General features: G+C 68.5%; 6 protein-coding genes. 3 read left to right on the top strand and 3 right to left on the bottom strand.

Going from position 1 to position 12,795, the window contains the following annotated elements:
* Positions 1 to 336: 336 nt before the first annotated feature.
* On the bottom strand, positions 337 to 1,980 hold the full coding sequence (locus ACZ5IK_RS27585) for a tannase/feruloyl esterase family alpha/beta hydrolase (RefSeq protein ID WP_465490339.1): 1,644 nt from the start codon (positions 1,978 to 1,980) through the stop codon (positions 337 to 339).
* A 239-nt stretch (positions 1,981 to 2,219) separates the two neighbouring features.
* Between ACZ5IK_RS27585 and ACZ5IK_RS27580 the strand changes: the two genes are divergently transcribed.
* The gene (locus ACZ5IK_RS27580; RefSeq protein WP_465490338.1) at positions 2,220 to 6,512 is read left to right on the top strand and encodes a GH92 family glycosyl hydrolase; all 4,293 of its coding nucleotides are present in this window, start codon (positions 2,220 to 2,222) and stop codon (positions 6,510 to 6,512) included.
* Between the two features lie 52 nt (positions 6,513 to 6,564).
* Here ACZ5IK_RS27580 and ACZ5IK_RS27575 read toward each other — a convergent pair whose 3' ends face one another.
* Entirely contained in the window at positions 6,565 to 7,980 is a 1,416-nt protein-coding gene (locus ACZ5IK_RS27575) for an MFS transporter (protein ID WP_465490337.1), read from the bottom strand.
* Between the two features lie 184 nt (positions 7,981 to 8,164).
* Positions 8,165 to 10,837 carry a M36 family metallopeptidase gene (locus tag ACZ5IK_RS27570; protein ID WP_465490336.1) on the bottom strand — a complete coding sequence of 891 codons (2,673 nt, stop codon included), beginning with the start codon at positions 10,835 to 10,837 and terminating at the stop codon, positions 8,165 to 8,167.
* Positions 10,838 to 11,102: 265 nt separating this feature from the next.
* Here ACZ5IK_RS27570 and ACZ5IK_RS27565 point away from each other — a divergent pair, with 265 nt between their 5' ends.
* Positions 11,103 to 11,999 (top strand): RNA polymerase sigma-70 factor, encoded by an 897-nt coding sequence (locus ACZ5IK_RS27565; RefSeq protein WP_465490335.1) that lies wholly within the window; start codon positions 11,103 to 11,105, stop codon positions 11,997 to 11,999.
* 31 nt (positions 12,000 to 12,030) lie between these two features.
* Positions 12,031 to 12,789 (top strand): SDR family oxidoreductase, encoded by a 759-nt coding sequence (locus ACZ5IK_RS27560; RefSeq protein ID WP_465490334.1) that lies wholly within the window; start codon positions 12,031 to 12,033, stop codon positions 12,787 to 12,789.
* Positions 12,790 to 12,795: the final 6 nt, after the last annotated feature.

Here is a 12,795-nt window from a genome sequence, read left to right as displayed (position 1 = left end):
GGAAAACAAGAAACCCACAAATTCCCGCGGGACTGGTCCGGTCGGAAAGGGGGGGGGGAGTGGTGGGGAAATAGGGATGTTGAACTTCCCTATTCCCACACACCCCCTACCGCAGGTAACACCTCACACGCTCACCAGCCACGTCCAGTAGCTGACACGGGGGCGAAGGGGCCCTTCACCTCATCTGACGTGGCGAAGAAACGCCTTCGCCCCAACCGGAGACGCGAACGGTGAATCGCGCGGTCTCCCAGCGTCGGCTGTTCCCAATGTCGCATTCGAGACGCTCAGCGACTCAAATGCGACATTGGGAACAGCGAACACCCCTCACGAGGCGCGCTAGGGAGCGACCGGACCCGCCTTCCCGTACAGATCGTTCCCGGCCCAGTTCACGATGTCCTGCGAAGGCCGCGAAGGCGGGACAGGCACGAAGTTCGCGGCGTCGTCGACGCTTCCGGTGCCGTCGTACTTGGCCTGCAGCGGGTACGGGAACACCGGCCGGGTGCGGAAGACCTTGCCGTCGGCGTCGCGGCCGGTGGCGATCGTCCGGTCCGGCGCGGTGCCGCGTTCGACCCAGGAGACCAGTTCCTTCAGCGGGTCGTACTCGGTCAGCTTGTCGCCGGTCGCGCAGTGGTACAGCCCGGGGACCATGAACAGCCGCGCCCAGTCCCGCGTCGCGGCGGGGCCGCCGTTGGCACGGGTGAGCCGCTGGTAGTAGTCGATGGTGCCCGCCGCGGGGATGGCCTGATCCGCCCAGCCGTGCCAGATCACGAGTTTGCCGCCGGAGCGCCGGAACTCACGCAGGTCCGTCGACATCGCGTTGGAGCGGACGCCTTCCGGGGTCAGCCTGTCGAATTCACGCGAGGTGAAGGCGAACTTGTCGACCGACGAATGCGGTGTCCCGATCGGGTAGGCCATGTACTTCAGGTAGTTGTCGGCGAGTCCGTACGCGGCCGGGACGCCGCCGAATTCCGGCGCCGGGATGATCCAGCCGTACCAGGACAGTTCGGAGCCGACGGTCTGGCCGCCCGGATACAGCTTGCGGCCGCGTTCGTCGGTGGGCGGCGCGTAGATCTTCTTGGTGGCCTCGACCTGGGCCGGGGTGAGGCAGCCGGCGTTGTCGGTGCCGGTCGGGCAGGCGATCGTGGCCGGGTCGAAGCGGCAGGTGCGCGGGTCGTCGATGGCGCCGTCGCCGAGGCCGTCGGCCTTGTCGCAAGAGGACAGTGCGGCGGCGTGCAGTGCCGGGAGTTTTTCGGCGGTCAGGACGGGTTTGCCGTCGGCGCCGGTGTTCACTTTGGCGAGCCAGGTCTGGTAGGCCCCGATCAGCGGGTCCCAGTAGCCGGCCGGTGCGCCGGCGACGATGCCGTCGAAGTCGTGCGGGTAGCGCTGCGCGAGCAGGAGCGCTTCACGACCGCCGTCGGAACAACCGCTGAAGTAGGACTTCTTCGGAGGAACGCCGTAGAACGCCGAGATGAGGCGCTTGGAAGCCTTCGACACCACGTGCGGGGCCCGGAACGCGAAGTCGTCGCGCGCGGCCTGGTTGTTCTCGGCCCATTTGCCGTCGTCGAAGATCAGCTCGCTCTTGCCGACGTGACCGTCGTCGGTGGCCGCGACCGCGACGTCGCCGCCGTGCGGCAGGCCGCAGTCGGCGAACGGCGGGGTCGTGACGACGCCGCAGAACCCGCCGCAGCCGAACTGCAGATAGCGGCCCGCGTAGGTCTTGGTCGGCAGTCGGAGCTGGAATTGCACCGCCGGTTCGACGTAGCCGCGGACGTCGCAGTTCTCCGGTTCGGTCGCCGTCGCCGGCACCACGGTCGCGGTCTTGACGTGCGTGACCGCGCCGGGCACGTCGTAGGTCCGCACCAGGTCGGCGCAGGTGCGCACCGGTCGGAAGGTGGTTTCGCCGGCGGTGGCCGCCGGTGCCGTGAGTATCGAGCATGCCGTGATGAGCGCTGCCACGCCGAGCATGGACAACCGCCGCATTTCCCCACCCCAGTTTCCCGGATCGCTTTCCTCGGATTCATTCACCCTGGCCCGGGCCCCGGAGGTTGTCCACCGGGTTTCGAAGGCGCTCGCGAGGGCATCCGGGTTGTCCAGTTCGGGCCAGGTTTGTCCGAGTGTCTTGACATCGATGTCACAACCGAGTTTTTCTCTCTTGGCGTCCCCGGTCCCCCGCCTGTGCGGCGCCCAGCATGCCCCCGCGAGAAAGCATTGGTGCAACGATGCCCCGAAGCGTCAGACCCTTGGTCTGCGGCCTCCTGAGTGCCACGGTCGTGGCGTCTGGGCTGGTAGCCCTCCCGGCCACCGCCGCGGCCGAAGAAGCTCCGCCGGACTTCTACTCCTCTTTCGAACAGGGTGAACCGCAGCCGACGTGGAGCGACACCGTCGACGTCGACCCGTCCGGCAAGCCGAAGGCGTTCGGCGTCGACGGCGCGAACGCCACCACCATCCCCGGTGACATCCGCGGCAAGGTCACCGAGACGTCCGCCAACAGCGAGAACACCCCGAACGAGGGGGCGTCGAACCTGGTTGACGGCTCGACCGACACCAAGTGGCTTGCCTGGACTCCCACCGGCTTCGCGCAGGTCGCGCTGTCCGAGCCGACGTCGATCACGCGGTACGCGCTGTCCTCGGCGAACGACTTCGACAACCGCGACCCGCAGGACTGGACGCTGCAGGGCTCCGCCGACGGCCAGGCCTGGACGGATCTGGACAAGCAGACCGGACAGAAGTTCTCGGAGCGGTTCCAGGCCAAGGAGTACCGCCTGCCCGCGGCGAGTGCCGCGTACAAGTTCTTCCGGCTGAACATCACGAAGAACAACGGCGGCGACATCATGCAGCTCTCGGAGCTGCTGCTGGCCAACGAGGACCCGGCGCCGCCGGCCCTGCCGAACATGCGCAGCTTCGCCGACAGCGGCCCGACGGGCGGCTACACGAACAAGAACCGCGTCGGCTTCACCGGCAAGCGGGCGTTCCGCTACTCCGGCAGCCACCAGGCGCAGGGGCACGGCTGGTCGTACAACAAGATCTTCGACGTCGACATCCCGGTGGCTGCGACCTCGGAGCTGTCGTACAAGGTGCAGCCGGAGTTCATCCGCGGCGACCTGAAGTATCCGAGCACGAACGTCGCGGTGGACCTGGCGTTCACCGACGGCACGTACCTGAGCCAGCTCGGCGCCGTCGACCAGTACGGTTTCGGGCTTTCCCCGCAGGGCCAGGGTGCGAGCAAGGTGCTCTACACCAACCAGTGGAACCTGGTGCGCTCGCAGATCGGCGTGGTCGCGAAGGGCAAGACGGTCGACCGGATCCTGGTCGGCTACGACAACGCGAGCGGCCCGGGTTCGTTGCAGGGCTGGCTGGACGACATCAAGGTCTCGGCCACTCCGACACCGCCGGCGAGCCTGCGCCCGAGCGACAACGTGCTGACCACGCGCGGTTCGCTGTCGAACGGGTCGTTCTCGCGCGGCAACAACATGCCCGCGACAGCGGTGCCGCACGGGTTCAACTTCTGGATCCCGACGACCGACGCGGGCACGTTGAGCTGGATGTACTCCTACCACTCGCGCAACAACGAGCAGAACCTCCCTGCGCTGCAGGCGTTCTCCGCGAGCCACGCGCCGAGCCCGTGGATGGCCGACCGGCAGACCTTCCAGTTCCTTCCCTCGACCGCGTCCGGCGTGCCGAACCCGGATCGCGAGGCACGGAAGCTGCCGTTCAAGCACTCCAACGAGACGGCGCGGGCGCACTACTACGGCGTCGACTTCGAGAACGGGATCAAGACCGAGGTCGCGCCGACCGATCACGCGGCCCTGTACCGGTTCAAGTTCCCCGGCGCGGACTCGAACCTGCTCTTCGACAACGTCAACAACAACGGCGGGCTGACCCTCGATCCCGCGGGCCGGGCCATCACCGGCTACAGCGACGTGAAGAGCGGGCTGTCGGCGGGCGCGTCGCGGATGTTCGTCTACGCCACCTTCGACAAGCCGGTGACCGCCGGCTCGAAGCTGTCGACCGGTTCCGGTGACCAGAAGCGGGACAACGTCCTCGGTTACCTCAAGTTCGACGCCGGTGCCGACAAGACGGTGAACATGCGGATCGCGACCTCGCTGATCAGCGTCGACCAGGCGAAGAAGAACCTGGCGCAGGAGCTCGCCCCGAACGCGACCGTCGAGTCGGTGAGCGAGACGGCGGCGAAGGCCTGGGACGAGAAGCTCAAGGTCGTCGAGGTCGAGGGCGCGTCGAAAGACCAGCTGATCACGCTGTACTCGAACCTGTACCGGCTCTTCCTGTACCCGAACTCGGGCTTCGAGAACGTCGGCACCGTCGAGAGGCCGGTGAAGAAGTACGCGAGCCCGGTGTCGCCGAAGACCGGACAGGACACCCCGACGCAGACCGGGGCGAAACTGGTCGACGGCGAGTTCTACGTCAACAACGGTTTCTGGGACACCTATCGCACCGTGTGGTCGGCGTATTCGCTGCTCAGTCCGGACACGACCGGGAAGCTGGTCGACGGTTTCGTGCAGCAGTACCGTGACGGCGGCTGGATCTCGCGCTGGTCCTCCCCCGGCTACGCGGATCTGATGACCGGAACCAGTTCGGACGCCGCCTTCGCGGACGCGTATCTCAAGGGAGTCAAGGGCTTCGACGTCCAGTCGGCCTACGACTCCGCGATCAAGAACGCCACGGTGACCCCGCCCAACGGGGCGGTCGGCCGGAAGGGCATCGACGAGGGCACGTTCCTCGGGTACGCGCCGAACACCGCCGACCACGGGTTCTCGTGGGCGATCGAGGGCTATGTCAACGACAACGCCATCGCGAACATGTCGAAGAAGCTCTACGACGAGGCACCGGCGAACGACCCGCGCAAGCAGGAGTACCTGGACAACTACGGGTACTTCACCGAGCGGGCCACGCAGTACGTGAACGTGTTCGACCCGAGTGTCGGCTTCTTCCAGGGCCGTGACGCGGCGGGCAAGTTCACCCGGGCGAAGGGCCAGTTCGACCCGGAGGTCTGGGGTATCGACTACACCGAGACCAACGCGTACGGCATGCGGTTCTCCGTTCCGCAGGACGGCCAGGGCCTGGCGAACCTCTTCGGCGGCAAAGCGGGGCTGGCGTCCAAATTGGACGAATTCTTCGCCACCCCGGAGACGGGCCTGAAGTACGGCAGCTACGGCGGGATCATCCACGAGATGACCGAGGCGCGGGACGTTCGGATGGGCATGTACGCCCATTCCAACCAGGCCGCGCACCACACGCTCTACATGTACGACTACGCGGGTCAGCCGTCGAAGACGCAGGCGAAGGTCCGCGAGGCACTGGCCAGGTTGTACGTCGGCAGCGAGCTCGGCCAGGGCTACGGCGGTGACGAGGACAACGGCGAGCAGTCCGCCTGGTGGCTGTTCGGCATGCTGGGCTTCTACCCGTTGCAGGTCGGCAGCTCGGACTACGCGATCGGGTCGCCGCTGTTCACCAAGGCGACCGTGAACCTGCCCGGCGGCAAGAAGATCGTGGTCAACGCGCCGAAGAACAGCGCGAAGAACGTCTACGTGCAGGGCCTCAAGGTGAACGGCAAGGCGCAGACCTCGACGTCGCTGGCGCACGCGTCGATCGCGAACGGCGGGACGCTGGACTTCGACATGGGCCCGAACCCGTCGTCGTGGGGTACCGGCCCGGACGACGCGCCGAAGTCGATCACCAAGGGCGACGCGGTGCCGACGCCGGTGCACGACCTGACCAAGCCGGTCTCCGGCGGGGACGCCGCGTTCTTCGACAACACGTCGCGGACCGAGGCGAAGGTCAAAGCGCCGATCCAGTACCAGGTGCCTTCGACGAAGGAGGCGGGTTCGTTCTACACGCTGACTTCCGGCAAGGGTGCGGGCGACGCGAAGAGCTGGGTGCTGAAGGGTTCCTACGACGGGAAGACGTGGGCGGTCGCGGATCAGCGGACCGACCAGAAGTTCCCGTGGCGTCAGCAGACCAGGGCGTTCAAGATCGCGAACCCGGGGCACTACGCCCACTACCGGCTCGAGGTCACCGCGACCACGGGCGGGGAGGCGTCGCTGTCGGAGTTCGAGGTGCTCGGCAAGCCCGACGCGGCGTGCACCCAGACGATCACGGCCGCGCACAAGGGCCCGCTGACCGTCCGGAACGGGGTGACCTGTGTGGACGGTGCGACGGTGTCCGGCCCGGTTTCGGTGGCGCAGGGTGCGAGCCTGATCGTCCGCGGCGGGTCGATCTCCGGGCCGCTGACGGCGACGGGTGCGGCGCAGATCGTGCTGGACCGGACGAAGGTGAACGGTCCGGTGGCGATCACCGGGTCGACCGGGCCGGTGTCGATCGAACTGACCGAGATCGGCGGGCCGGTGGCGTTGACGGCCAACAAGGGGCCGGTGCTGACCTCCAGCACGATCGGCGGACCTCTGGCGTGCGCGGCCAACTCCCCCGTTCCGACGGACTACGACCTGCAGAACACCGTCCGCGGTCCGTCCGCCGGGCAGTGCGCGAAGCTGTAGTCCTCGGGTAAGTACGTGAAGGCCCCCTTCCCCGTGAAGGGGGCCTTCACGTCTATTCGGGACGACGTCCGCGCAGGATGCCGAACCCGACGAGGGCCCCGGACAGCAGGGTGAGGGCGAGTCCGGCGTAGGTGGTCGCCGTCTGGAAGCCTGCCGTGTGCAGGGCCGTCGTCAGCGCGCCGGGGAAGACCAGCGCCAGGATGGTGCCGCCCAGCGCGATGCCGATCCCGGTGGCGACTTCGCTGGCGGTGTCGACGAGCGCGGCCCCGATGGTGGTCCGGTTCGGTGGCAGGCCGCGCATCACGTTGGTGCCCGCGACGACCCCGACCACGCGCATCCCCGCTGCGACGAGGGCGAGCGCGAGGGCGATCCAGACGTAGCCGAAGCCGCCGAACGCGGTGTAGACGGCGAGGCCGCACACGACCGCACCTGCGCTGAGCCAGGCGGCCTTGGTGAGGCCGACGCGGGTGACCAGGGGGCCGACGAGAGCGCCGCCGGCGATCAGGACGACGACCTGGGGCAGCATCCCGATCGCCGCCTGGGCGGGTGCCCAGCCCAGGCCGAACTGCAGGTGCAGGGTCACGAGGTAGCTCAGCCCGGCGGTCGCCAGCCCGGCCGCGGCCTTGAGCGCCAGTCCGCTGGACACCAGGGGCCTGGCGACGAGTTTCAAGTCCAGCAAGGGATAGCGGGCCGTCTTCTCGCGAAGGACGAAGCCGATTCCGGCGACGAGCGCGGCCGCGGCGGTACCCCAGGGCAGAGCCGAGGCGGTGCCTGCTTCGACGAAGAGCGTGGGCGCGAGAAGCGTGAGGACGATCGTCGCGGTCCCCAGCACGGCGCCCGCGATGTCGATCGGATCGCGGTGCAGCTCGGCGGGATCGTCGGCGGGGATGCCGTTCCGGATGCCGATGAACGCGAGCGCGGCGACCGGCACGTTCACCACCAGCAGGGCTTGCCATGGCGCGACGGCGAGCGCGAGCCCGCCGACGGTGGGGCCGATGGCGAGACCGACCAGGCCCACCGTCGAGATCAGGGTGGTCGCGCGGACGCGCAGCATGTCTTCGTCGAACAGGCGGAACGCGAGAGCGAGCGACCCCGGTGTCGTCATCGCCGCCGCGATGCCCATGACGACCCGGACCGCGATGAGCTGCCACGCGACGGTGACGAACATCGTGGCCAGGCTCGCCACCCCGAGCAGGACGAGCCCGGCCAGCATGATCTTGCGCCTGCCGACCCGGTCTGCCAGCGCGCCGAACGCCAGCATCAGCCCGCCGAACACGACGGAATACGCCCCGGTCACCCATTGCAGGGTGGTCGTCGAGGCGGAGAGTTCGCGGCCGATGGTCGGCAGCGCGACGTTGAGGATCGAGTTGTCGAGCATCTCGAACAGGAACACGGCCGAGAGCCCGGCCAGCGCGGGCCACACTTCGGCCAGGGACCGGGGTTCAAGGGAGGTGGGGGAACGCAACATGAACACTCCTTCGAGGTGAAGGAGTGACGGTTCATTCGAACCCGTGTATGCGCGTGCTCAGAACGGAGAGCACGTTTCTACCCCGATGCGTTGATCATACGACATCCGCCGCCGGTGTGTCAGGAAAGGGGCTTTCAGGACGTTTTTCGTCCTGAAAGCCCCTTTCCTGACAGGTCACAGCGGATCAGGCAGGAACACCCCGCACCGCGAGTTTCTGCACGTCCATGTACAGGCACCCGGCCGTGGACGGCTGCGGCGAGCAGGCGTTGCCCGGGTAGAACGACAGCTGGTTGGACGAAACGGTGAGCCGCACGAACTGGATCCCGGTCCCGCTGCCCGGCGCGAGCTGGAGCGCGCTGAGCTTGTTCAGGTCGGCGGGCTTGAAGTCGCCGGTGCCCGCCTTCACCCAGGTCGTGCCGTCCACCGAGGTCTCGACCGTGACGTCCTTGGCCGCGGCGGGCGGATCGTCGCCGCAGTGGTTGGCCGGGTCGATCTCGATGGCGCTGACGTTGACCGGTTTGCCCAGCTTGATCGTGACGAACCGGGTCTCGATCGTGCCGTCGGGGCGGACCACCTTGTCGGTCGACCAGCCACCGCCGCCGAGCACCGAAGACGTCAGCAGATCGCCGGGGCCGCAGCCGTACTGGGTGAAGTCGACGCCGTTGAACCCGGCGACCGTGGCCCCCGCGGTGCCGGAGGCCCAGTTGAGCCGCAGCGACCAGTCGACCTTGGTGGTACCCGAGCGCACCGAGACCGCGCGGATCTCACTGTCCGCGCCACCGCCGGAGGCGTAGACCTTCGGATAGGTGCCCGGCAGTACACCGGGGATCGTGTACGCGCCGCCGGCGTCGGTGACCGCGGACAGCGAGCCGCCGAAACCTGAGTCGTGGCCGCTGAACCGGACCGCGACGCCCGCGATCGGGGCACCGCCTTCGCGGTTGGTGACCTTGCCGGTCACCGTTCCGGTCGGGGTGCCCGCGGGAGGCGGCGTGGAGAAGTCCTCGGCCGGTTCGGTGTCGGCGCCGGTGATCGACGCGGCGAAGTAGCCCATGCCGCGGGCGGCGAAGGCCTTCCACAGTTTGGCGTGCGCGCGGCCGCCGTTGATCACCGTGTCGGCCTGCAGGATCGCGTTCCGCATGTCCAGGAAGGACGGCGACGCGGGCGAGAGCTCCATCGCGCGGGTGACCAGCGCCCGCGCGAGCTGGACGCCGAGTGCCGAGCGGACGTCCCACAGCGTGCTCGCCCAGATCTCGCCGTCGGCGTGCACCTCCGGGAAACCGAGGATCCGGCCGAGGTCGCCGTAGGTGTAGCCACCGGGGCCTGCTCCGGGCGTCCCGGGACACTGCGGCGCACCCGCGCCGACCGGGCAGTCCAGCGGCTGGGTGCGGGCGAGGGGTTTCCCGTCGCTGACGTAGTCGCCGCCGAGGAGCTCACCGGGAGCCGAGGTGTCCTTGATCGCGTTGCGGCCGACGAGGTAGTCGAAGGCGTACCAGTCGCTCCACGCCTCCCCCATCGCGCCGGACTGCAGGGCGTTCAGAGTGGAGTTTCCCTGCGCGTCGACGACGAGCCGGTTCGACAGCCCGTGGGTGTACTCGTGGTGGATGATCGTGGCGTCGTCCGCGGAGTTCGCCGCGAGGAACGGGTCGGTGGGGTCCCTGGGGTCGTGGAACAGGAACATCCCCATGGTCGGCGCCTGGCCGTCGGGCGGGGTGCCCATGAACGCGTTGTCGTAGTAGCCCGGTTCCTGGGCGCCGAGCAGGGTATGGACCTGGACGGCGTCGCCGGCGACCTTCTCGAAGTTGCCCGCCTGGCGGGTGAAGCCGATCGGGAAGGAGGCGAGGTGGTCGTGGAAGCTCCCGACGTAGGCCAAGGCCTGCACGGCGTTCTGTTCCCGGTTCTTCGCCCACGAGCCCGGTGTCTTCGGGTCCCAGGAGCACGGCCTGGCAGCCGAGCAGGGCGGTCCGACGGCGGCGTTGAAGTCGGTGAACTTGTACCGGTAGGTGCCGTCGGTGTTCGGCCCGACCTCTTCCTGGGGCTGGAACTTCAGGTCGCCGTTGACGTCGGCGGCGACGTGCGCGACGTTGCCGTCCAGGGTCTTCGCGTCGGCGGGCAGCCAGCCCTTCTGTGTCAGGTTGACCTGTTTCTGCGGGCCCGGCTGGGCTTCCCAGGCGAGTCCCTTGGCGCCGTCGGCGTCGTTCGCGTGGTTCACCAGGTTCTTGCGGTAGAGCAGCTTCCCGGTCGCGGCGTCGGTCACCTCCTGGAACATCTTGTCCACGGCGGGTTTGGCCAGCGTGTACCAGGCGAGACGGATCCCGTCGGCGGTGAGGAACGCGACCTGCTTCGAGTCCGGGCCGGGAGCCGCGAGCGCGGCCGTGCCCAGCGAGGCGGGAAGGTCGCGCACGGGCGAGCCGTCCAGCTGGATCAGCCTGCCGTCCTTGGTGACGTGTGCCTTCAAACCGTTGCCGAACAACGGAATCCCGCCGACGGCCTGGGTGAAGGACAGGTGGTGCGTGCCTTCGACGTCGACGTAATCCTTGCGCAGGCTCAGTTTCGCGGTGTCGGCGGCATTGAGGCCGACGAGTCCTTCCTGCGCGCGCAGGTAGTCGAGCACGATGTCGCGGGGCGCTTTGCCGCTCGGGCCGGTGAGGAAGCCGTCGGTGCGGGCGAGGACGCGGGGGGTGCCGGTGAGTTCGTCGAAGTCGAGTACGGCCTGGTTGCCCAGTTCCGCGCGCGCCTTCGCGACGGAGTTCGCCCGGGACGCCGCGAGCCGGTCCTGCGCGCCGAGGACGCGCGGGCTGGTTCTCGCCGTGTCTCTGACGTCGATGTCCTTTCCGGATCGGTCCGGTGTGGTGTGCACGGCGCCTGGTGCCGGTGCCGCGCCGGCTTGGGGCGCTGTGATCAGCGCTAACACTGTCATTGCGGTCGCAGCGCACAACGAGGCACGCGAACGTGACGAACGTGACGTCACTCCAGACCCCTCTCTCGGTGGTGACGCAGACGTTCCATTCGTACCGATACAGTCACAGTGGACATCAGCGCCGATCAGGTACGGCCATCCCGGTGAGCGGTACCCCCGGCCTCGGACCGTCCACAGTGGAATAAAGCGGGATTCGTAGGGGAAGATGGACGGCGCAACGGAATTCGAGCACCTGCGGCCTGTCATGTTCGGGCTCGCGTACCGCCTCCTCGGTTCGGCGGCGGAGGCGGAAGACGCCGTTCAGGACGCCTATCTGAAGTGGGCAGGTGCCGAGCGCGGGTCGATCGAGTCGCCGCGGGCGTGGCTGGCGAAGGTGGTCACCAATCTCTCCCTGAACCGGCTGACCTCGGCCCGGGTCCAGCGGGAGCGGTATGTCGGGCCGTGGCTACCCGAACCTGTCCTGACCTCGGACGACACGCTCGGTCCGATGGAGACGGCGGAACAGCGGGATTCGGTGTCGCTGGCGATGCTGGTGCTGCTGGAACAGCTCAGCCCGGTCGAGCGGGCGGTGTTCGTACTGAAGGAGGCCTTCGCCTACAGCCATCGCGAGATCGCCGCGATCCTCGACGTCTCCGAGGTCAACTCGCGCCAGGTGCACAGCCGGGCCCGGCGGGCGCTGAACCGCTCGGACGAGCGACGGGTTCCGGACCCGTCGCAGCTGGAGAAACTCGTCGAAAGCTTCTTGTCGGCGGCGCGGGACGGTGACCTGCCTGCCCTGGAGAGCCTGCTCACCACCGACGTCACGGCCTGGTCGGACGGTGGCGGCAAGGTCACCGCGGCCCGGCGTCCGGTGCGCGGCGCCGCGAAGGTCGCGCGCCTGTACGCCGGGATGTACGCGGGTGCCGCGCAGGTGTCGATCGAGATCGGCGAGGTCAACGGCGGGCCGGCGGTGATCGCGACGGTCGGCGGCGTGCTGTACGGCATCCTCGGGTTCGAGGTCACGGACGACCGGATCGCCGGGCTCCGCGCGGTCGCGAATCCGGACAAACTCGCGTTCGTCTCGCGGCAGCTGTCACGTTCCGGGCGGCCCACCGGTTCTTGAGGGTGGAAGCTCTCGTGAACGGAGGACCATGGTGGCGAAACCGATTCTGGTGACCGGCGGTACCGGCGATCTCGGCCGTGAGGTGGTGCGGCGGCTGTCCGCCGAGGGACTGCCTGTCCGGGTGATGAGCCGTCGGCCGCGTCCCTCCGGCGAGTCCCATGAATGGGCGCGGTGTGATCTGCGGACCGGTGACGGTCTCGCCGAGGCCGTCACCGGTGTGTCGGTGATCATCCATTGCGCCTCGACCCTGGGCCGCGGGGACGAACAGGTGACGCGGAACCTGGCCGAGGCCGCGCGGCGGGCGGGTGGCCCGCATCTGGTGTACATCTCGATCGTCGGCATCGACGTGATCCGGTTCTTCTACTACGACGAGAAGCTGGCCTCGGAGAAGGTGATCGAGGAGTCCGGTCTGCCGTGGACGGTGCTGCGCGCGACCCAGTTCCACGACCTCGTCGCGCGGGCGTCGGAGGTGCAGCGGCGGCTGCCGGTGACGTTCATGCCGTCCGGCTTCCGGTTCCAGCCGGTCAGCACCGGCGACGTCGCGGACCGGCTGGTCGCGCTGGCCTCCGGTGAGCCGGCCGGGCGGGTGCCGGATCTGGGTGGCCCGGAGGTGCGGACCGCGCGTGACCTGGCGGAGGCCTACCAGCGTTCGGTGGGACGCCGGAAACCGATCGTGCCACTGTGGCTGCCCGGCAAGGCGTTCCGGGCGTTTCGGGCGGGCGGGAACCTGACGCCGGAGAACGCGACCGGAGTCGGCACCTTCGAGGAGTTCCTCTCTTCCCGCGTTTAGTCCTCT

The organism is Amycolatopsis sp. NPDC031561 (assembly GCF_055580625.1).
Note: the sequence above shows the minus strand (reverse complement) of the source record. Positions and strands in the feature narration are given on the sequence as shown.

Bases quoted from the DNA above. Each gene is read 5' to 3' on its own strand.
- ACZ5IK_RS27575 (WP_465490337.1), bottom strand. From the start codon at position 7,980: ATGTTGCGTTCCCCCACCTCCCTTGAACCCCGGTCCCTGGCCGAAGTG.
- ACZ5IK_RS27585 (WP_465490339.1), bottom strand. From the start codon at position 1,980: ATGCGGCGGTTGTCCATGCTCGGCGTGGCAGCGCTCATCACGGCATGC.
- ACZ5IK_RS27580 (WP_465490338.1), top strand. From the start codon at position 2,220: ATGCCCCGAAGCGTCAGACCCTTGGTCTGCGGCCTCCTGAGTGCCACG.
- ACZ5IK_RS27565 (WP_465490335.1), top strand. From the start codon at position 11,103: ATGGACGGCGCAACGGAATTCGAGCACCTGCGGCCTGTCATGTTCGGG.